Raw genomic sequence first — 20570 nt, 5'->3', positions numbered from 1 at the left:
ATAATGAAAAGCTGTCAAACATGGATGTTAGGAAGCGCGCTACTATTGGCGTGTCACTGGGCGCAAGCAAACACTCAACTTAACATCAATGATGTCAATAACAACGACACAAATGTGACCCCGCTCAGCTGCCTGTTAGAACCCAGTTCTGATGTGGAGCTAAGTAGTGAAGTACAAGGCATTATTAAAGAGTTAAAAGTGAATCGTGGCGATCGAGTGAAGAAAGGGCAGGTGGTTATGAAGCTCAACTCGACCCTAGAAATCGCGGCGCTGAATACCGTCAAGGCAAGGCTTGAATTTGCCAGTAGAAAAGTAAAACGAAACGCTGATCTTTATCGCAAGAATTTAATTTCAGATAACGAACAAGATGAGATGCTCACCGAACAGCGCTTGGCGGGCTTTCAATTGAAAGAAGCCAAAGTGCGATTAAATCAAAGACAAACGCGCAGCCCTATTTCTGGTGTTGTGATTGAGCGCATTAAAGATCCCGGCGAATTTGTTGATGAAGAACCCTTCTTACGTATAGCTACGCTGAATCCGATTCATGCCGAAGTGGTGTTGCCTGCTGAACTGTACGGGGAAATTGTTAAAAATCAGAGCGTTGGATTATCACCTTTAGGCAGTGATTCTATTTATCAAGGCAAAGTGACCATCATTGACCCCATCATTGATGCGGCCAGTAATACTTTTGCTGTGACGGTCTCTTTAAATAACGATGCTGGGGATTTATCCGTTGGGGTACGTTGCCAAGCTGAATTTAAAGATAAAATTTAAAGATAAGAAAACAGCCAATAAAGTTAGTTAAAACGCCATGCAATAAAGCGACTGACTTTTTGGCCTTGTGACATTTCAACCACTTTAATTTCAGTGGCTTTTAGGCTTTGCAGTGTTTTCTTCATGGGAAAAACGTTTTCTTTCTTGGAAATAAGCGTACTAAACCAACCCACTTGCTGTTTAAAATCGGCACTTTCTCGGGCCATTTTTTTGATAAAGGCTTCTTCACCACCGGGGCACCACAATTCTGCTTTTTGTCCGCCAAAATTTAGCTTTGTCGATTTTGTGGTAGCAGATACAGGCGCTTTATTCATTGGCTGAGAGCCGCGTTTGGCTCGGTTTTTGGCCAGATTATCGGTCTTTCTTTTTGTCCCTAGTTCAGCATCTTTCAATGACTTATGAAACGGGGGATTACACATAGTGAGATGGTAATACTCACCCTGTTGAATGATGCCTTTAAAGATAGAGTCCGCGTGCTTTTGCAATCTAGGGCTGATCTTGCCTTTAAGGTGCGCATTGTTAGTAACAATCTCTGTGGCGACCTTAATTGATACCGGGTCAATATCACTGGCAGTAAAATGCCATTGGTAATCCGTTGCGCCAATAATGGGGTAAATACAACTTGCGCCAGTGCCAATATCTAACACATTAATTGAGTCATCGGTGTCGTTTAATAGATCGGCCAGTCGGTGTACATAATCAGCGCGGCCTGGGATCGGCGGGCACAAGTAACCTTTGGGGATGTCCCAATTCCGCACTTGATAATGATGACTGAGCAGAGCTTTATTCAACATCAACACGGCATCGGCATTGCTAAAGTCGATGGTTTTTTTACCCTTAGGGTTTAAGGTGACTTTGCTTTTAAGGGCGGGTAGGGCTTTCACTAACGCTTCAATATTGTACCGACCATGATGTTTGTTTCGAGGATGAAGACCACTTTGGATAGGTTTCTTTGGCGAACGATTATTGTTTTTCATCAGGTGTTGGGTACTCAGTGTTAGATTTAGCGTTGCAGGGGTTATTTTATCACGGCACTTTATCATAGTATCTGCTTATCATAGAACCTGCGCAAACTAAGTCGGCTTTTACTTGAAGTTTTAGCTTGTCATACAAATTGGATTTCTTATCAAAAGACTGCTATCTTCGCGCGTCTTTTATTCATCTCCATTTTTAGGTCACTATGCGCATTCAAACGGTTACTCAGGCAATTCTACTTTTAGTCTTGGCTAACTTCTTAGCATCACTCTCCGATGTCTCTTTGAAAGTGCTCAATGGTGAAGTGCCGACCTTTCAGTATGTGTTCATCCGTCAGGTTATGAGTTTGCTGATCATTGGACCTTTGTGGTTGAAGCTGCCTAAACAAGAGCGAATGCTTGGTTGCGGTAAGATAAACTTTTGGCGTGCTCAATTCATCCTTATTGGTAGTGGTTGCGCGATGGTGGCGATTACTCATTTAACCTTAGCCACCGCGAATGCCATGTTTTATGTGGCTCCGCTATTGATGTTGCCACTTTGCATGGTGTTTTTAAAAGAAAGACCGGCACGCAAAAAGGTGTTTGCTACCATGATTGGTTTTATGGGGGTGCTGGTGGTATTAAGACCTGAGCATTTTCATTGGGCGGCGATTATTGCATTAGGCAGTGCGCTGGCGATGGCGGTGGGGAATGTATTAATCAAACGTCTGCCGCCGGCTCAGTCAGTTATATCAACTTTATTTTGGACAACAGTGCTGACCATCCCCGGCGCATTGTTATTAGCATTGCCGTCTTGGGCAAGCATCCAATGGCATCACCTTTTTTGGATTGCAGCCATTAACATTTTTGTGCTGAGCTATCACGCGCTAGTGGTTATCGCCTATAAGAAAGCGCCAGCCAGCCAAATAGCTTTGGCAGAATACTCAGGCTTAGTCTTTGTGACGATATTTGGCATTTTATGGTTTGATGAGATCCCAGACATATTGACCTTGATGGGTATTGCGATGATTGTGGTACCTTTGATGCCGATACGTTGGCGCAGAAAATCAAGCACAGCTGAAGTGGCTTCTGATATTGCGGGCTAATCACCTTCTAATACCGATTTACCGCGTAAAAAACACCTAGGGTTTGCTTAAAACAAACCCTAGGTGCAGCTCAATTTATCTAATAGAAATTCAATCTAAATGGTTGGCAGTCGATTGATCAATCGCCAATAAAGATTTTTAAGTAATAGTAAAAAGCCTATTGGGATCAAAATTGTTTTTAGAACAAACATCGCAATCAATGTCAGTAGATTGACCACTAAAGATTCGGTTTTACTCTGCAATTGTTCAAAGTTCTGCTGCATTTCCTGTTTGGTATCACTAAGCCCATCGGTAACTGTGTGCCAAGTCTGTTTAACACTGCCTAAAAAGCTATCGTCCTCTTCATTGCTAGCGCCTTTTTCCTTTAATAGATCTTGATTAAATTGATGTAGATCGGTGGCAATCAAATCCGTTTGTTGAGTGATTTGTTCGGTTTGCTCGTTTAAAAATAAGGCATCGACAGCGCTATTGAGTAGCAATGTCGCCACTAGTAGAAAACGAGTGAAGCACAAAATAAAAAACAAAGGCTGAGTGTAGCGACGTAAATGAGTCAGTGGTTGATACCAAAGCGTGCTTAGGTAGGCGAATGCACTGAGCGCGATGGTGATGTTGACCACCTTAGCGGTAAACACTTCGAGTAGAATTCGTTGTAAGCCCAGAGAGGCTAACGCCGTAGTTAACACACCAGAGGTTGATTGCAGTATTTCGGTGGCAGGAGATAAGATTTCACCAACACTTAATGTTAAGACTGGCAGGCTAATTTCAGTACCTTGCAGCACTGAAATAATGGCATGAATACTGCGCACTGAAGCAAAGGCGATTGCGCCTTGCTCGATGGAGTCATCAAGTTTGGTTAGGGTGTAATGGTCCAGTAAATTAAATACTGCGGCAATGGTGAGTATGATGACAATAACGCTAAATAACAGGCGATGCTGATTGGCATTAAAGGTAGGTGTGGGGGTTTGTTGCAGTATGGGTACATTACTCATGAAGTGTTCTCAGTCAATAAGGCTGAGTTAGACTCAGCCATAAAAAATAGATGCAGGCGTTTAATAAGGGGCAGGGTACTGCTTAATGACTTGGGTGATACGCTCGCAGGTTTCAGTATCGAGCGTAATGTCAAAGGCTGAAATATTCTCTTTAAGTTGCGGCAAGCTGGTGGCGCCTATGATGCTAGAGGTCACGCCTTGTACTTGGTTACACCAAGCTAGAGCAAGCTGCGCTGGCGTGATGCCGATGTCATTGGCGATGTGGCAATATTGCGCCACTGCTTCATGAGCAAGAGCTGAACTTCTATAAATGCTACTAGGATTCATCAAACTCCAGCGACTGCCGTTAGGGCGTGCGTTATTGGCGTATTTGCCGCTAAGCAGTCCTGTGGCAAGAGGAGACCAAGGCAAATAAGCCACATCATTATGATGACAATGCTCAATAAGATAAGGCCAATCTTTTTGACACAAGAGACTAAATTCGTTTTGTATTGATACCATTTTCGGCAAGCTGTGTTTTTCTGCGAGCTCTAAATAAGTACTGATTCCCCATGTGGTTTCATCGGAGAGTCCACAATGGCGAATTTTCCCTGCTGCAATACATTCGTTTAAGGCTTGCAGTATTTCAAGCATTTGCGCGCGTTGGGCCTGGGTATCAACTTCGGTAAAGCTAAATTGATTTGGCCACTGTTTACCAAAGTGTGGCGAGGTACGATTAGGCCAATGCAATTGATAAAGATCGATGTAGTCGGTTTGTAATCGTTTAAGAGATTGTTCTACTGAGGCAATCACCGATTCGCCAGTAATGGGACCGCCGTCCCTAACCCAGTGCATTCCAGGTCCAGCAATTTTGCTGGCAATGATGACATCTTGTCTTTGAGATTGATGTCTAGAAACCCAGTCACCGATAATAGATTCGGTTTTTCCGTAGGTATCAGGGGTAGCGGGAATGGCATACATTTCAGCAGTATCAATAAAATTAACACCTTGCTCTAGAGCATAGTTAATTTGCAGATCAGCATCTTGTTGATTATTTTGAACACCCCAAGTCATGCTTCCTAAGCAGACGCGAGATACATCCAGTCCGCTGTGGCCAAGTTTGGCATACTCCATTTTGGGTTCTCCTACCTTTATTCCTAATTATGCATTTAAGATACTCCATGAAACTCGCTGAAACCAGTAACTTGAGTTATCTTGGTATCAGCTTATGAGCAATTATCAGGCAAGGATATTTTTTGCACCCACATCAATTTACCATTGCTACCTTCAATCTATTTAACTACCTAGCTCCGCCGGGGGCTTATTATGATTTTGAAAACATCTATAGCGCATCGCAATGGCAAGATAAGCAGCAGTGGACCCATGACCAAATAAAGCAAACTGATGCTGATATTATTGGTTTCCAAGAAGTGTTCAGCCCATCGCAATTACAACAGCAATTAAACGCGCTAGGTTATCCCTACTTTGCGGTAGTGGATAAGCCTCATATTGAAGATGAGTATATTTATTCTGAGCCTGTTGTCGGCATTGCCTCTCGCTTTCCTTTGCTATCAGTTGAGGCGGTCGCTAATGATCCTTTGGCAGCCAAAGAATTGGGTTTTTCATACAGTCGCGCGCCATTACATGCGCTGGTGGAAGTGCCTAATCTTGGCAAGCTTGATGTGGTTGTGGTGCATTTTAAATCCCAACGACCAAAGGCCCTCAGTGAGGCAAATGAATATTTAATGGATGTAGAACGCTGGCGTTCCACTATGCAAAGAGGATTGGAAGCTCGCTTTTTAAGTGCGTTTCTTACGCGACGTAAAAATGTGTATGGTTATCCGCAACTATTAATGGGGGATTTTAATCGAGATATTCATAGTGCTGAATTTAGTGGTTTTACCCACAATGATGAGAAAACCTCATCTGAGACAGGGCTAACTCACAGCGCTTTACTCGCAACAGAACCCTGTGCTTTTATTGCGACTCATTATTATGGGGCTAAAGGCAGCGTTTTAGATTACATCATGTTGTCTGATGAATTTGACTGCCATAGTGCATCTTGTCTGTATGAAGTGAGTGAGTACTCAGTGTTAGATAGCCACCTAGTTAACCCCATTTACGCCATCGATCGTATGGCGAGTGATCATGGTATTGTCACCGTTACCGTCAAAGAGCGCGGTTAAATCCACCACTAAAAAGCGCTGTAGAAAACATAAGGTAAAATTATATTAAAAACGCAAATGAGAATGGTAATCATCTAATGTTGCTGTTATGATTGTTTTCTCTGCAAATTAGCCGATTTTTGTGATCTGGCTATCAAATCAAGCAACTCATCTGGCTGATATATATGGGGTTTTTGGAATAACTTGTTTGAACGCAAAGTTTACCTAGAATCTTGTTTCATATTGGTAATGTTAGGTTTCACCGCTATTTATTGTGAATGTGTTCTGTATCACCTACATTATTTGCACAGGTGATGGGGTTCCACCTACTTAACCGCCAGATTACTGGCTGATGACTCCTACTAAGATCGAAAACAGTGACTTATTATCCTAGGGTAATTGTAACTAGTGCCTTTGTGGTACTCGGTTTGGTAGGGCGTTTCAATAATTTCATTCCAACCCCTCTGTTCACTGTTTTCCCAAGCTTAATTCATTTGTTAGAGCGGAAAACACTATGCATTACACAGACGAAATTCAATCAATGTGCCCAATTCAACGTGGCGACCTACATGCTTCTTCTCCAATCCCAGTAGAAGGCCGCATGATTAACCCTAAAGAAGTTATCGCGATCTCTGGTCTTAGCCATGGTGTCGGTGGTTGTGCTCCACAACAAGGCGCAGCTAAGCTAACTCTTAATGTTAAACAAGGCATCATTGAAGAAGTACTTATCGAAACTATCGGCTGTTCAGGTATGACTCAATCAGCAGCGATGGCGTCTGAAATTCTTACCGGCAAAACCATTCTTGAAGCAATGAACACTGACTTAGTGTGTGATGCAATCAACGTTGCAATGCGTGAAATCTTCCTTCAATTCGCTTATGGCCGTACTCAATCTGCATTCTCTGATGGCGGTTTGGAAGTGGGTGAAGCACTAGAAGATCTAGGTCAAACTCTTCGCAGCCAAGTGGGTACTAGCTACTCAACTAAAGCGAAAGGCGTTCGTTACATGGAAATCGCTGAAGGTTATGTGACTAAAATGGGTCTTGATGACAACGGTGAAGTTATCGGTTACCAATACATGAACCTTGGTAAATTCATGAAAGCACTCGACGCAGGCGTTGATGCAGAAACAGCTCTAACTCAAGCAAGTGGTCAATACGGCCGTTTTGATGAAGCTGTTAAAACTATCAACCCACGTCAACAGTAAGCGAAGAGGACTGAATCATGAACAACGCAACTCAAGTTCTATTAACAGAAATGAATTTAAACTCTTTAGAAGAAGCTTTCGCTTATTGTAAAGAATTTGGTATCGATACTCGTGAACAAGTAATGGAAACTCAACCTATTGCTTTTGAAAGCGCAGTAGAAGCGTACACAGTTGGTACTGCTTACGCTCTATTCACAGATAGCAAAACGTCTATCGAAGCGGCTACAGCAATTGGTAAAGGTCTACAAGTATCTTGTAAGCCTGGTAGTGTTGCAGACCAACGCCAAGTGGGTATCGGTCACGGTGCACTTGCCGCTCGTCTTCTTGACGAAAAAAGCACATGTTTTGCATTCCTAGCTGGTCACGAATCTTTTGCAGCAGCAGAAGGCGCAATCAAAATTGCACTTAACGTAAACAAAGCACGTACTGTTCCACTAAGAGTTATTCTTAACGGTCTTGGTAAAGATGCGGCTTACCTTATCTCTCGTATCAATGGTTTTACTTATGTAAGAACTCAATTTGATTACGATACAGGTGAGCTTAAAGAAGTTGAACGTCGTCGTTTCTCACAAGGTCCTCGCGGCGAAATCTGCTGTTACGGTGCCGATGATGTACGTGAAGGTGTTGCGATTATGCGTAGCGCTGGTGTCGACGTAAGTATTACGGGTAACTCAACTAACCCAACTCGTTTCCAACACCCAGTTGCAGGTATCTACAAATCTGAGTGTAACCGTGAAAACAAACCATACTTCTCAGTAGCATCTGGTGGTGGTACAGGTCGTACTCTACACCCAGATAACGTAGCAGCAGGTCCTGCTTCTTACGGTATGACTGATACTATGGGTCGCATGCACGCTGATGCTCAGTTTGCTGGTAGTTCTTCAGTACCCGCTCACGTTGCAATGATGGGCTTCATCGGCATGGGTAACAACCCAATGGTAGGTGCATCTGTAGCACTTGCTGTAGCGGTAGATGAAGCGCTTAAAGCAAAAAGAGCGCAATAAAAAGTATTCTGGAGATTAGCTGAAATACCTCTTATTTATGTTGTGGCCTAGCCAGAATGTACAGCTGATTTCCGGTTTATACCAATTTGAGATGTTCCTGATCAGATTGGTATCATGCTCAATATATAAATGGCTTTCTATCACTAGATTAATATTTATTAAACTGCCTTTGATTACCAACCATCCTCAAAGATTGGAGGGTTAGGGTAGTTTCAGGGTAAAAGTAATACCGCTCATTGCTTTTTTCTTGTGAGCATAGAGAGCAAACTCATTATGTGGGTTTGCTCTTTTTCTTTTCTAAAGACTAATATTCATTACTATTTTTATATTCTGCAACCGCAGAATGATTCCTTTTTTAGGTCATGTTATGTCAGCGTTCATTGCTGGATTTTCTATTGGGTTATCTTTGATTTTGGCGATTGGCGCGCAAAATGCGTTTGTGATTAGGCAAGGTTTACTTCGTCAGCATGTTTTTTGGGTGTGCTTAGTGTGTGCATTGTCTGATGCCATACTCATTAGCGCAGGGGTTGCGGGATTTTCTGTGGTGGTTAAAGCCCATCCTCAGGTAGAGGATATTGCACGATATGCCGGCGCTGTATTTTTAATCGTGTATGGTTTAAGCAGTTTATGGTCAGCGTTTAAGAATAAACATACCCTTGATCCTACGGCTAAGTCTCCTTCTTCTTTAAGCAAAACTGTTGCAGTGTGTCTGGCGTTTACTTGGCTTAATCCTCATGTCTACCTTGATACTTTAGTGCTGTTAGGCTCAGTCTCTACGCAGTATGGTTCGGAGCATTATATATTTGGCTTGGGCGCAGTGTGCGCCTCGTGGGTGTTCTTTTTTAGTTTGGGTTATGGAGCCAGATTATTAACCCCTTATTTTAAAAAGGCGCAGACTTGGAAAATACTGGAGGGACTGGTGGGAGTCGTGATGCTGATTCTCGCTTCTAAGCTACTATTGTAATAGGGTTCAAAAAAGGAATAGCAGTGGCGCAGCAGGAAGCTAAATTTGTCGAAGGTTCGACAATGAAACACATACTCACCATGTCGGGTGCCGGCTCTATCGGTCTAATGTCGCTATTTATTGTCGACTTACTCGATATGATGTTCATTAGTATGTTAGGGCAGGTTGAACTGGCCGCGGCGGTAGGGTTTGCTGGGACGTTGATCTTCTTTTCAACGTCAATTTCAATTGGTACTTCAATCGCGATGGGAGCACTGGTTTCCAAAGAGTTGGGCGCGAAAAGAGTGCCAAGCGCTAGGCGTCTGGTGATCAATATTCTGGTGAGTGCATTTTTAGTCAATGCCGTGATCACTGGAATAATGACCTATTACATTCCAGAGTTATTGCAGTTGATAGGCGCTAAAGGCGCCGCTTTTGAGCACGCTAAAGATTATATGTATATCTTGCTGCCAAGTACGCCTATTGTCGCACTGGCGATGGCGGCAGGCGCGGCATTGCGTGCAGCCGGTGATGCGAAACGCTCTATGATGGCCACAATATGGGGTGGAGTAGTAAATGCCATCTTAGACCCCATCTTTATTTTTGTTTTGATGTGGAATGTTGAAGGTGCGGCTATCGCCTCGGTAATATCCCGATTCACTGTTTTAGCCTTTTCACTTACCCCTTTAATTCGTCAGCACAATCTTGTTGGACGGTTTCATTTTCGGCAGTGGCTTATCGGTCAACGAGTCATATTTGCCATCGCCTTTCCTGCTATTTGTACCAATATATCCACCCCAGTGGGTAATGCCTTTGTCACTAGTGCCATTGCTCAGTTTGGTGAGGATTTTGTTGCGGGGTTTGCCGTAGTTGGTCGTCTGACCCCAGTTGTTTTTGCTGCGATCTTTGCTTTATCTGGCGCAGTAGGGCCGATAATAGGCCAGAACTATGGCGCAGAACGCGTAGATAGGGTCAAGGAAACCTTATGGAACTCTTTACTGATAGTGAGTGTTTACTGCGTCGTGGTGAGTTTGATTCTGTATTTCTTACAATCTTATATCGTGAGCGGATTTAATCTAACCGGTGATGCCGACCTATTAGTTCGTACTTTCTGCACTTTTGTGGCGATAACGTTTCTATTTAATGGCATGCAATTTGTTGCCAATACCTCATTTAATAACCTAGGCAAGCCGCTGTATTCCACTGCATTAAATGTCGGAAAGGCTACCGTTGGCACAATCCCATTTGTGTATATTGGTTCTGCATGGTTTGGCGCGCTGGGTGTGTTGTATGGGCAAGCGCTAGGTAATATTGTTTTTGGTTTGATTGCATTGTGCGCTTTGCGTTATCACGTTTACCAGTTAGATAAAGAAGCGCTGATAGATGAAGAAATAGAAGCAGAGGTTGATGAAGGAGTGCATTGTGTCAACATGCAGCCGTTTTGTACTCATGACGCGGTAGCGATGGAAGAGCTTGTGAAAAGTGATGAACTGATGACTGAGAAAGTTTAAACCCATTTTTTTGATTCATCTTTTTTAGATCATAAAAAAACGCCTATGAGATTTAACCCATAGGCGTTTTTATTGTTGAGTGATTACCCTGCTAAGACGTCAGTGGCAACCTTGTAACTTGGATCTTCCTTAACGTTGATTTCCACTAAGCTGCCTGCTTTATGCAGTAGTGCTCGGCAATCTTGGCTAAGGTGGCGCAGATGCAATGTTTTACCAACTGCATTATATCGCTCAGCTAATGTTTCAATGGCTTCTATAGCTGAATGGTCTGTGACGCGAGAGTCGGCAAAATCAACGATGACATCATCAGGATCATTGTGTGCATCAAACAATTCAAGGAAGTTAGCCGCGCTACCAAAGAATACTGGGCCATGAATTTGGTAAACCTTAGAACCTTCTTCATTGACTTGGCTGCTTGCATAAATGTGTTTTGCGTGTTGCCAAGCAAACATGAGTGCAGAGGCAATTACACCGACGGCAACGGCTACGGCAAGATCGGTTAACACCGTGACGACGGTAACCAAGATGATGACAAAGAAATCTTGTTTTGGTACGCGACGCGCCAGTTTAAAGGTAGCCCATTCAAACGTACCAATCACCACCATGAACATCACGCCAACCAGCGCAGCCAGTGGGATCATCTCAATTAGGCTAGAAGCAAACAAAATAAACACCAGTAACGCGATAGCCGCAACGATGCCAGACAGGCGACCACGACCGCCGGAGTTTATGTTGATCATAGATTGACCAATCATCGCACAACCACCCATCGCGCCAAATACCGAACAGCTTAGGTTAGCAATGCCTTGACCCACACATTCACGGTTACTCTTACCGCGAGTATTGGTCATTTCGTCAAGTACAGTCAGCGTTAGTAACGATTCAATCAAACCGATAGCCGCTAGAATAACCGCATACGGCAAAATGATTTTGAGCGTTTCAAGAGTAAATGGAACCTGCGGAATAGCGAAAGTTGGCAGTGACCCTGCTAAAGTCGCGCTTTCATCTCCAGACATTGAGCGTAGGAAATCCACCACGGTGCGGGTATCTAAACCTAGGAAGTGCACAATTAATGTCACAGAAACAATCGCAACTAATGATGATGGAATCGCGGTTGTGAGTTTAGGTAAAAAGTAGATTATGCCCATGGTTAAGGCGATTAAGCCAAGCATTACCGCCATTTGATCACTTGGTAGCCAAGTCATTACGCCAGTAATATCTGGTGCTTTAAATTGTCCAAGCTGTGCTAGGAATATAACAATGGCTAAGCCATTAACAAAACCGATCATCACCGGATGAGGCACGATACGAATAAACTTACCCAGCTTAAAGACGCCGGCGAGTACTTGTAGGCAGCCTGTTAGCATAATGGTTGCAAACAGGTATTGAACACCGTGAACGGCTACTAGGCTAACCATTACAACTGCCATCGCGCCAGTTGCGCCAGATATCATACCTGGACGACCACCGAAAATAGACGTAATTAAGCCAACAATAAAGGCGGCGTAAAGGCCAACCATTGGATCAACCCCAGCAACAAAAGCAAAGGCTACGGCTTCGGGTACTAATGCTAGTGCAACGGTTAGACCAGACAAAACATCATTCTTGACGCTTTGCGCTGAAAACTGTGGAGATTCAAACATAAGAGTTTATTTCGTCTTCTTGGTTAAATTCAATTTCACTAACAATCCTTGTTTATAAATTGTCTGAAATTGAGGTAGTTATGAAATGCTTAGTAACATTTCATCGAATAATGGGCGAATCCTAGCGGAAATACAATGCAAGTTCAATTAATTGATAAGATACAAGTTGAGTATCTTATATCCAAATTACATAAATAGAAAAATGACATAAAAAAAAGAGCCAACCGAGTGGTTGGCTCTTAGTAAACGATTAAGTTCTATTAAAAGTTTGGCTTAGTCGTTACAGCAGTTGCTTTGCTGGTTGCCGCTTGGCTACCACCTGCTTTGCCTTCGAAGCGTTCGCTACGGAAGCTGGCTGCTGTTACCGCAATTTCTCGTACTTGCTGAGGACCTGGCGCACTCGTCATTCCTGAATGAGCGTGACCTTTACAAGTCATAGTTGCTTTTGGCGCAGCTTGCTGCACTAGAGCAACCGCTGGCTTAACAGTTGGCTCAACAGTTGGCTCAACAACAGGTTCAACCGCTGCTTCAACAATAACGTTCTCAGTCACTGTTTCTGCAATTGTTTCAACAGCAGGCTCAGTCGCTGGTGTTTCTACCACGGCAACCGCTTCAGTTTCTAATACTTCAACTGTAGGGGCTACTTCAGGAGTAGAAACTTCGACAACTGGTGCTTGCTCAGCTACAGGCGCTGCAACTTTTACTGTCTCAACAACTTGCTCAACGATAGTTTCAACAACAGGCTCAACGTGCGTAGTAACGTTCACTGTTTGCTCAACTTTAGTTGGTGCTACAGCTTTCATTACGATGACTTTACCCATAGACATTTCAGGGAAGGCAACACCACCAGTAATCTGTGTTGGAGTGTTATCTACAACAGGTGCTTTCTTCTTAGGCTTAGGTAAGTCGTATTTAGGCATAACTTTACCCATCGCCATCTCAGGAGAGGCAACACCACCTTTACGTAGGCGGAATGGGTTAGGTCTGCGATCACGACCGCGACGGCGACGTTGACCACTGGCACGTAGATGACGAGGAGAACGACGATTGCGACGTTGTTGCGGCGCTTCGTTTTTCTCAGAATTGTCAGCTTGAGCGTTATCAACTTGAGTATTATCGTCAGTAGAAACTTTACCTTTCGGTTGTTGTTTCTTAGCTGGCTTCTCAGTCTCAACTACTGGTGCAGCAACAGGAGCTTCAACGTTTACCGCTTGTGGGTTTGCTTCAGCTTGTTGATCTTTAACACGCACTTGTTTCTTCATCTGACGACGTTGACGGCGTTGTTTAACCTGACTTGTTTTGGTTTCGCTATCACTCTTAACTTCAGGCTCTTGTTGAGCTTGTTGAGCGATCTCTTTACCTTGTTCTTCAACTTTAGTTGGTGCCTTTCTCTCTTTACGAGGTTTGCGTTTATTCTCTTTACGAGGCGCATCCTGTTGAGCGGCTGGTGAACGAGGTGCTTCCGTTGCGTTTTCATCGCGATCCGTATTATTACGGTTAGGACGATTATTACGACGACGGTTGTCTCGGTTATTGCGACGACGATTGTCATTGCCATCACGACGTTGTTGTTTCGGCTTCACTTCTTCAACAACAGGTTTTTCTTCTTTCACTTCTTCTGAGCTAAAGAATTTACCAATAGCGGCGAAGATGCGTGAGAATAGACCCGGTGTTTTTGGTGCTGCTGGCACATCAGCTTTAACTACTGGCGCAGGTTTAGGCGTTGGCGCTGCAGATTGTGCTGGAGAAGCAAAACCTTGTAGTGCTGGCTCTTCAATGCGTTTTGGTGCAACTTCAGTTTCAACAGGTTCACGAGCTTCCGCTTCTTTCATTGCATCTAGCTTTTTAGGCAGTAGATAAGAAAGTAGGCTTTGCTCTTCACCTTCACGAACACGAACAATCTCGTAGTGAGGCGTTTCCATGTCAGAGTTAGGCACGATCAAGATTTTAACGTCTTGGCCACGCTCAATGTGGTTCACGCTACGGCGTTTTTCATTGAGTAGGTAAGAGGCGATAGGCACAGGCACAACCGCAAGTACTTGCGCTGTGTTGTCTTTTAATGCTTCTTCTTCAATGAGACGCAGTACAGATAGAGCAAGTGATTCATTATCACGTACTACACCAGTACCGCTACAGCGAGGACAAATATGGTGACTTGCTTCTGCTAGAGACGGGCTCAAACGTTGGCGAGACATTTCTAGAAGACCAAAGCGAGAGATACGACCGATTTGAACACGAGCGCGATCTAAACGAGCGGCTTCACGGATGCGGTTTTCTACTTCACGTTGGTGACGCACTGGTGTCATATCGATGAAATCGATAACGACAAGACCACCTAGGTCACGCAGGCGTAATTGACGAGCAATTTCATCTGCCGCTTCTAAGTTTGTGTTGAGTGCGGTTTCTTCAATATCACTACCCTTTGTTGCGCGAGCAGAGTTGATATCGATAGACGTTAATGCTTCGGTTGGGTCAATAACAATTGAACCACCTGAAGGCAAACGAACTTCGCGTTGGAACGCAGAGTCAATTTGGCTTTCAATTTGGTAATGGCTAAATAGCGGAACTTCACCGTCGTATTTTTTAACACGGCTAACAAAGTCAGGGCGTACTAGCTGGATGTGTGCTTGAGCACGTTCAAAGATCGTATTGCTATCAATTAAAATTTCGCCGATATCGCGACGTAAATAGTCACGAATAGCACGAACAATAACATTACTTTCTTGGTGAATTAGGAAAGGTGCTTGGCTTGCATCAGCCGCTTCTTTTACCGCATTCCAGTGATTAAGTAGAACGTTTAAGTCCCACTCAAGCTCTTCGGCACTTTTACCAACACCGGCTGTACGAACAATTAGACCCATGCCTTGTGGCAGTTCTAATGTGCTAAGTGCAGCTTTAAGTTGAGTACGCTCATCACCTTCGATACGGCGAGAAATACCGCCAGCACGAGGGTTGTTAGGCATCAATACTAGGTAGCTACCTGCAAGAGAAATGAAAGTAGTAAGAGCTGCGCCCTTGTTACCACGTTCTTCTTTTTCTACTTGAACAATAACTTCCTGACCTTCTTTAAGCACTTCTTTAATGCTTGGACGGCCTTGGTAAGTATAACCTGCGGGAAAGTAGTCGCGTGCAACTTCTTTAAGTGGGAGGAATCCGTGTCGTTCTGCGCCATAGTCAACAAATGCTGCTTCTAAGCTTGGCTCAATGCGAGTGATACGTCCTTTGTAGATATTCGCCTTCTTTGATTCATGGCCAGGACTTTCGATATCTAAATCAAACAGTTTCTGTCCATCAACGAGGGCGACACGCAACTCTTCTTTTTGAGTTGCGTTAATTAACATTCTTTTCATTCGAAATCTCGTCGGTTTTCTTTGATTATTTTATTTGTGATTGCCGCAGTTATTCCTATCAATGGTGCCTGATCCCATGGTCGATCATTGCAGCCTCTCGGCTGGAAGGGATGCTCGGGGACACATAGTCATCACATTTTCCTCTTCAGAAAAACATGATCTGCGAAGGTGTGCAGTCGAACTGTGCATTGATAGGTTAAAGTCGTGCGAGCAGAGTTGCTTAAATTCAATGTCTTATGCCTTACGCAGCACGGAAAATAAACAGTCGACTTAGGTTTTTATGTCAATTTGCACCTAAGAAAGGTGTAAAAAATAACCAAAGGCGCATATTGATTGACGAACTATAACAGTGTCACTAATACACAGCAATCGACAAACGTAGAAAGGATAAGAAAAAATGCAAAAAAAACCAAAATATAGTCACTAATAGGCTGATAGTTATGGATTTAAATTAATCTGGTTTAAAGTCACAAAACGATAATATGTCAGGTTGTACACAGGTTCTTAAATTTTTTGTCCTAAGATGCATGGCTGACTTTGTTTGTCCAATGATTGCAGAAATATATATTTACAGGGTCGTTGGATGATAGACTACGCCAATGAGTGAAATTAGAACCCCAGTCCAGTTTGTCGAGATTGATTCTGACATGGCAGGACAGCGCATCGATAATTTTCTGCGCAATCAATTAAAAGCCATCCCTAAAAGTATGATCTATAGAATCGTGCGTAAGGGAGAGGTAAGAGTAAATAAAAAACGTATTAAGGCAGAGTATAAATTACAGGCCGGCGATCTTGTGAGAATCCCGCCGGTTACTTTAAGTGAAGCCGAAGAAAAGCCCGCGTTAAGTACTAAACTGAATAAAGTGTCAGAGCTTGAACATTGTATCTTGTATGAAGATGATCATCTTTTGATTCTTAATAAGCCGTCAGGTACGGCTGTACATGGTGGCAGTGGTTTGAAGTTTGGTGCCATTGAGGCTCTGCGAGCATTAAGACCTGATGCTAGGTTCTTAGAGCTTGTACATCGCATTGACCGAGATACATCGGGCATTTTACTTGTGGCAAAAAAACGTTCAGCATTGCGTCACTTGCAAGCGCAGTTTCGTGAAAAGACCGTACAAAAGTATTATTTTGCTTTAGTCATGGGCGAATGGAAAAGCAGCATTCGTAAAGTGACTGCGCCACTGTTAAAAAATGAAGTGAATAGTATTGTTCGAGTGAACCCTAATGGTAAAGCTTCCGAGACTCGCTTTAAAATTATTGAAAAGCTAAATAGTGCGACTTTGATTCAAGCAAGTCCAATAACGGGCCGTACTCATCAAATTCGTGTGCATGTTCAATATACCGGCCATCCTATTGCATGGGATGACCGTTATGGTGATCGTCGTTTTGATGCCTTTACCGCAAAAGTAGGGCTTGATCGTTTGTTCCTACATGCGGCTAATATTAAGTTTACGCATCCTGGCTCTGAAGAAGCGATGGATATTTCCGCGCCGATGGAAGCTAAACTGACTCGTGCTATAGAAGGCCTAAGGCTTAAATAACACTGACACCTTCGTTTTCTAACAGTTCGATAAGATCAATCAGGGGAAGCCCAATCAAAGTATTGGGATCTTTTCCTTCTAGAGAACGAAATAATGCAATACCAAGTCCTTCACTTTTAAAACTACCCGCGCAGTGGAACGGTTGTTCTTTGTCGACATAGTTTTGAATTTGAGAATCAGATAGTGTTTTAAAATGGACTTTATACGTATCAATACTCACTTGGGTGCGTTGTTGCTTGGTGTTGTAAAGCGCAAGACCGGTATAGAAGGTAATGGTTTGACCGCTTTGAGCGGTTAATTGTTGAATCGCCCCTTCTCGGTTGTGTGGTTTGCCGACAATTTGATTGTTGACCACACAAACCTGATCTGAACCTATAACTAGGTGCTGACCTTGGGGTAGGGGGCAAGCTTTTGCTTTTCCTTCAGCCAGTCTTGCGACTAATTGCTCTGGAGTTTCATTGTCCAAAATCGTTTCATCAAAATTTGGACTAACCTGAGTAAATGAAAGAGATAATTTATGCAGAATTTCAGCTCGGTAGGGTGACGTCGACGCTAAAACAATGTGATATTCGCTCATGAATTCCTGCTACAAGTTGGGATTGAATGATATAGAATAATCGACGTACAAAAATTGAGTAAGTTTTTTCTGTTTTCCTTTGACTAAATTTAATTAGAGAGATAATATTCGCGCCCTATGCAAAAGGTAAAAATACCGCGAACGGTTGACCCGAGTAAAGCTGCCCAGAAACGACTAGACTATGATGGTATCATCCAAGTCAGTCTGCTCAAGCGCTTGGCCGAGTCGGTCGAAGGCGTAAAACGCAACGCAGATGTCACATTGTCATTTGATTTAGATGAACAACGATTGGTCGTTATCTCTGGTAAAGCTAACGTCGAAGTCGATTTAGAGTGTCAACGCTGCAATGAGAACTTCGCACATTATTGTGAAGTCCAATTCGTCTATACCCCTAATAAGGGCGAAAAGAGCGAAGAGGAAGCCCCGGAAGAGTACGATTTGGTAGATCTGAACGAGTACGGTGAATGCGATCTCATACAGTTAGTTGAAGACGAGTTTCTTCTAAAATTGCCTCAAATAGCAATGCACGATATTTCTGAATGTAGCGTAAATACACATAACTTGGTTTTTGGTGACATTCCTGAAGAAATTGAGGAAGATAAACCAAACCCGTTCGAAGTTTTAAAAAGCTTAAAAGCAAAGACAAAGGAGTAGGGTCAATGGCCGTACAAAAGAGCAAAAAATCACGTTCAATGCGTGGCATGCGTCGTTCACACGATGCGCTTACTACAGCTGCACTATCTGTAGACGCAACTTCAGGTGAAACTCACCTACGTCACAACGTGACTGCTGAAGGTTTCTACCGTGGCAAAAAAGTAATCAATAAGTAAGGTTACTTTTTGCAAACGATTACCGTTGCACTTGATGCAATGGGTGGGGATTTCGGTCCCCATGCTACAGTGCCTGCCGCCGTGCAGGCATTGTCTATTTTCCCAGAGCTGAAAATAATTTTAGTGGGCGACGAATCCGTCCTCATTTCCCACCTCTCTTCATTGGGTTTTTCTCCCAATGAGCGTCTTCATATCCAGCATACCGAAAAGGTCATTGCTGATACCGATAAACCCTCTTCTATAATGCGCCGAAGCGTAGGAACCTCTATGCGTCAAGCTATTGACCTTGTGGAAGATCATACTGCGCAAGCGTGTGTCAGTGGGGGAAATACCGGTGCTTTAATGGGTTTATCCCGTTACCGTCTTAAATTATTACCCGGTATTGAGCGTCCAGCGTTAGTGTCGGCGTTACCAACTCGAAATGGACAAAAGGTATGGTTATTGGATCTTGGGGCGAATGTCTCGGTCAATGCTAACACTTTGTTTCAATTTGCTGTTATGGGTTCGGCATTGGCGGAGCAACACTTACAACGAACGCCAAGAGTGGCTATTCTCAATGTCGGTGAAGAAGAAGTTAAAGGGAACGATCTGGTAAAAGACTGCGCCGAAATGCTACAGAAGATACAATCCATTAATTACGTGGGCTTTATTGAAGCACACCAACTGCTACAAGATGAAGTCGATGTTGTAGTCTGTGATGGGTTTGTCGGTAATGTGTGTTTAAAAGCGTCTGAAGGAGTAGCAAACCTATTCCTCGATAGATTGAAACATCATATGCTTGCGTCTAAATTTAGAGCGTGGGTATCAAAAATAATCTTCTCTGAGCTGTTTTCTGAGCTAAAACAACTGAACCCCGACCAGTATAACGGGGCAAGTTTGCTAGGATTGCGCGGCATTGTTATTAAAAGTCACGGAAGTGCGGATAAAACTGCTATCATCAATGCAATCATAGAGGCAGTTCACGAGGTCAAACGTCAAGTACCCAGTCGTATAAGTGACCGTTTGGAAACCGTTTTACTCGAGAGGCAAAATTAGTCTTCATGTATAGCAAAATATTAGGCACAGGCAGCTATCTGCCTTCCCAAGTGCGCAGCAATGCAGATCTGGAAAAAATGGTTGATACCGATGATGAGTGGATTGTTGCTCGTACTGGTATCAAAGAACGTCGTATTTCAGCACCGGATGAATCTGTTGCCGATATGGGCCTCATTGCGGCAAAAAACGCAATCGAAATGGCGGGTATCGATAAAGCTGATATCGATTTAATCATCGTAGCAACAACAAGTAGTACACACGCATTCCCATCATCAGCTTGTCAAATCCAAGGAATGCTTGATATTCCTGGTTGTGCTGCTTTTGATATTGCCGCGGCATGTACTGGTTTTGTTTACGCACTGTCTATTGCGGATCAACATATCCGTTCAGGAATGTGCAAAAACATCTTAGTTATTGGAGCAGACGCTCTATCTAAGTCTGTTGATGAAATCGATCGCTCAACGGTTATCTTATTTGGTGATGGTGCAGGCGCTGTGGTTGTTGGTGCTAGCGAAGAGCAAGGCATTCTATCAACTCATTTGGGTGCAGATGGTCGTTACGGTGAGTTACTAAGTCTAGAAATGCCCGTTCGTGGTGGTGAAGTCGATAAGTGGCTACACATGACTGGCAACGAAGTATTTAAAGTTGCGGTAACACAACTTTCTCGTTTGGTAACCGACACACTAAAAGCCAATAATCTACAAAAAACAGATTTAGATTGGTTGGTTCCACATCAAGCGAACCTAAGAATAATTAAAGCAACTGCGAAGAAATTGGCTATGTCGATGGATCAAGTGGTTGTTACCCTAGACCGTCATGGCAATACATCAGCCGCTACCGTGCCTACAGCACTTGATGAAGCGGTTAGAGATGGCCGTATCCAACGTGGACAACTGCTGTTACTCGAAGCTTTTGGTGGCGGTTTCACTTGGGGTTCTGCTTTGGTCAGATTCTGATTCA

Annotated in this window: 18 protein-coding genes and 1 riboswitch; of the genes, 12 read left to right on the top strand and 6 right to left on the bottom strand. The window is 43.4% G+C overall.

Going from position 1 to position 20570, the window contains the following annotated elements:
* Window positions 1-3: 3 nt before the first annotated feature.
* The gene (locus tag A9260_RS13725) at window positions 4-774 is read left to right on the top strand and encodes an efflux RND transporter periplasmic adaptor subunit (protein WP_231892602.1); all 771 of its coding nucleotides are present in this window, start codon (window positions 4-6) and stop codon (window positions 772-774) included.
* A 23-nt stretch (window positions 775-797) separates the two neighbouring features.
* On the opposite strand, the gene rlmF is transcribed toward A9260_RS13725, so the two are convergent.
* Entirely contained in the window at window positions 798-1751 is a 954-nt protein-coding gene (gene rlmF / locus A9260_RS13720; RefSeq protein ID WP_068700066.1) for a 23S rRNA (adenine(1618)-N(6))-methyltransferase RlmF, read from the bottom strand.
* A 203-nt stretch (window positions 1752-1954) separates the two neighbouring features.
* Between rlmF and A9260_RS13715 the strand changes: the two genes are divergently transcribed.
* Window positions 1955-2833, top strand: coding sequence for a DMT family transporter (locus A9260_RS13715; RefSeq protein WP_068699859.1), 879 nt, complete (start codon window positions 1955-1957; stop codon window positions 2831-2833).
* A gap of 95 nt (window positions 2834-2928) precedes the next feature.
* Here the strand turns inward: A9260_RS13715 and A9260_RS13710 are convergent, their stop codons facing one another.
* Together A9260_RS13710 and A9260_RS13705 are read right to left on the bottom strand one after the other, a co-directional pair.
* Entirely contained in the window at window positions 2929-3822 is an 894-nt protein-coding gene (locus A9260_RS13710) for a hypothetical protein (protein ID WP_068699857.1), read from the bottom strand.
* A 60-nt stretch (window positions 3823-3882) separates the two neighbouring features.
* On the bottom strand, window positions 3883-4935 hold the full coding sequence (locus tag A9260_RS13705) for an aldo/keto reductase (RefSeq protein WP_068699855.1): 1053 nt from the start codon (window positions 4933-4935) through the stop codon (window positions 3883-3885).
* A 122-nt stretch (window positions 4936-5057) separates the two neighbouring features.
* On the opposite strand from A9260_RS13705, the gene A9260_RS13700 reads away from it, so the two are divergent.
* The 5 genes from A9260_RS13700 to A9260_RS13680 all read left to right on the top strand — a co-directional run bounded on the left by A9260_RS13700 (window position 5058) and on the right by A9260_RS13680 (window position 10631).
* Window positions 5058-5987: an endonuclease/exonuclease/phosphatase family protein gene (locus A9260_RS13700; RefSeq protein ID WP_068699851.1), complete on the top strand. Its 930-nt coding sequence runs from the start codon at window positions 5058-5060 to the stop codon at window positions 5985-5987.
* Window positions 5988-6267: 280 nt separating this feature from the next.
* Window positions 6268-6335, top strand: a riboswitch (Fluoride riboswitch).
* Window positions 6336-6480: 145 nt separating this feature from the next.
* Window positions 6481-7173, top strand: a complete 693-nt coding sequence (locus A9260_RS13695) for an iron-sulfur cluster assembly scaffold protein (protein WP_068699849.1) — start codon at window positions 6481-6483, stop codon at window positions 7171-7173.
* 17 nt (window positions 7174-7190) lie between these two features.
* Entirely contained in the window at window positions 7191-8177 is a 987-nt protein-coding gene (locus A9260_RS13690) for a GGGtGRT protein (RefSeq protein WP_068699847.1), read from the top strand.
* Between the two features lie 367 nt (window positions 8178-8544).
* Window positions 8545-9141, top strand: coding sequence for a LysE/ArgO family amino acid transporter (locus A9260_RS13685; RefSeq protein ID WP_068699845.1), 597 nt, complete (start codon window positions 8545-8547; stop codon window positions 9139-9141).
* Window positions 9142-9164: 23 nt separating this feature from the next.
* Complete coding sequence (locus tag A9260_RS13680; RefSeq protein WP_068699843.1) at window positions 9165-10631, top strand: MATE family efflux transporter; 1467 nt, start codon at window positions 9165-9167, stop codon at window positions 10629-10631.
* An 83-nt stretch (window positions 10632-10714) separates the two neighbouring features.
* On the opposite strand, the gene A9260_RS13675 is transcribed toward A9260_RS13680, so the two are convergent.
* The gene (locus A9260_RS13675) at window positions 10715-12274 is read right to left on the bottom strand and encodes a SulP family inorganic anion transporter (RefSeq protein ID WP_068699841.1); all 1560 of its coding nucleotides are present in this window, start codon (window positions 12272-12274) and stop codon (window positions 10715-10717) included.
* 260 nt (window positions 12275-12534) lie between these two features.
* Window positions 12535-15624 carry a ribonuclease E gene (rne, locus tag A9260_RS13670; protein WP_068699839.1) on the bottom strand — a complete coding sequence of 1030 codons (3090 nt, stop codon included), beginning with the start codon at window positions 15622-15624 and terminating at the stop codon, window positions 12535-12537.
* Between the two features lie 599 nt (window positions 15625-16223).
* Between rne and rluC the strand changes: the two genes are divergently transcribed.
* Window positions 16224-17168: a 23S rRNA pseudouridine(955/2504/2580) synthase RluC gene (gene rluC, locus A9260_RS13665; protein WP_068699837.1), complete on the top strand. Its 945-nt coding sequence runs from the start codon at window positions 16224-16226 to the stop codon at window positions 17166-17168.
* On the opposite strand, the gene A9260_RS13660 is transcribed toward rluC, so the two are convergent.
* On the bottom strand, window positions 17161-17745 hold the full coding sequence (locus A9260_RS13660) for a Maf family protein (RefSeq protein WP_068699834.1): 585 nt from the start codon (window positions 17743-17745) through the stop codon (window positions 17161-17163). The genes rluC and A9260_RS13660 overlap by 8 nt on opposite strands.
* A 117-nt stretch (window positions 17746-17862) precedes the next feature.
* Here A9260_RS13660 and yceD point away from each other — a divergent pair, with 117 nt between their 5' ends.
* From yceD to A9260_RS13640, 4 genes are read left to right on the top strand one after another with little or no spacing between them, the layout of a single operon-like run.
* Window positions 17863-18399, top strand: a complete 537-nt coding sequence (gene yceD, locus A9260_RS13655; RefSeq protein ID WP_068699833.1) for a 23S rRNA accumulation protein YceD — start codon at window positions 17863-17865, stop codon at window positions 18397-18399.
* Window positions 18400-18404: 5 nt separating this feature from the next.
* On the top strand, window positions 18405-18575 hold the full coding sequence (gene rpmF / locus A9260_RS13650; RefSeq protein WP_004737376.1) for a 50S ribosomal protein L32: 171 nt from the start codon (window positions 18405-18407) through the stop codon (window positions 18573-18575).
* A gap of 9 nt (window positions 18576-18584) precedes the next feature.
* The gene (gene plsX / locus A9260_RS13645; RefSeq protein WP_068699831.1) at window positions 18585-19610 is read left to right on the top strand and encodes a phosphate acyltransferase PlsX; all 1026 of its coding nucleotides are present in this window, start codon (window positions 18585-18587) and stop codon (window positions 19608-19610) included.
* A 5-nt stretch (window positions 19611-19615) separates the two neighbouring features.
* Window positions 19616-20566 carry a beta-ketoacyl-ACP synthase III gene (locus tag A9260_RS13640; RefSeq protein WP_068699828.1) on the top strand — a complete coding sequence of 317 codons (951 nt, stop codon included), beginning with the start codon at window positions 19616-19618 and terminating at the stop codon, window positions 20564-20566.
* Window positions 20567-20570 lie beyond the last annotated feature (4 nt).

This window comes from Vibrio sp. UCD-FRSSP16_30 (assembly GCF_001676025.1).
Taxonomy (GTDB): Bacteria; Pseudomonadota; Gammaproteobacteria; order Enterobacterales; family Vibrionaceae; genus Vibrio.
This window is presented reverse-complemented; position numbering and strand designations above follow the sequence as displayed.

Bases quoted from the DNA above. Each gene is read 5' to 3' on its own strand.
- A9260_RS13725 (WP_231892602.1), top strand. From the start codon at position 4: ATGAAAAGCTGTCAAACATGGATGTTAGGAAGCGCGCTACTATTGGCG.
- rlmF (WP_068700066.1), bottom strand. From the start codon at position 1,751: ATGAAAAACAATAATCGTTCGCCAAAGAAACCTATCCAAAGTGGTCTT.
- A9260_RS13715 (WP_068699859.1), top strand. From the start codon at position 1,955: ATGCGCATTCAAACGGTTACTCAGGCAATTCTACTTTTAGTCTTGGCT.
- A9260_RS13710 (WP_068699857.1), bottom strand. From the start codon at position 3,822: ATGAGTAATGTACCCATACTGCAACAAACCCCCACACCTACCTTTAAT.
- A9260_RS13705 (WP_068699855.1), bottom strand. From the start codon at position 4,935: ATGGAGTATGCCAAACTTGGCCACAGCGGACTGGATGTATCTCGCGTC.
- A9260_RS13695 (WP_068699849.1), top strand. From the start codon at position 6,481: ATGCATTACACAGACGAAATTCAATCAATGTGCCCAATTCAACGTGGC.
- A9260_RS13690 (WP_068699847.1), top strand. From the start codon at position 7,191: ATGAACAACGCAACTCAAGTTCTATTAACAGAAATGAATTTAAACTCT.
- A9260_RS13685 (WP_068699845.1), top strand. From the start codon at position 8,545: ATGTCAGCGTTCATTGCTGGATTTTCTATTGGGTTATCTTTGATTTTG.
- A9260_RS13675 (WP_068699841.1), bottom strand. From the start codon at position 12,274: ATGTTTGAATCTCCACAGTTTTCAGCGCAAAGCGTCAAGAATGATGTT.
- rne (WP_068699839.1), bottom strand. From the start codon at position 15,624: ATGAAAAGAATGTTAATTAACGCAACTCAAAAAGAAGAGTTGCGTGTC.
- rluC (WP_068699837.1), top strand. From the start codon at position 16,224: ATGAGTGAAATTAGAACCCCAGTCCAGTTTGTCGAGATTGATTCTGAC.
- A9260_RS13660 (WP_068699834.1), bottom strand. From the start codon at position 17,745: ATGAGCGAATATCACATTGTTTTAGCGTCGACGTCACCCTACCGAGCT.
- yceD (WP_068699833.1), top strand. From the start codon at position 17,863: ATGCAAAAGGTAAAAATACCGCGAACGGTTGACCCGAGTAAAGCTGCC.
- rpmF (WP_004737376.1), top strand. From the start codon at position 18,405: ATGGCCGTACAAAAGAGCAAAAAATCACGTTCAATGCGTGGCATGCGT.
- A9260_RS13640 (WP_068699828.1), top strand. From the start codon at position 19,616: ATGTATAGCAAAATATTAGGCACAGGCAGCTATCTGCCTTCCCAAGTG.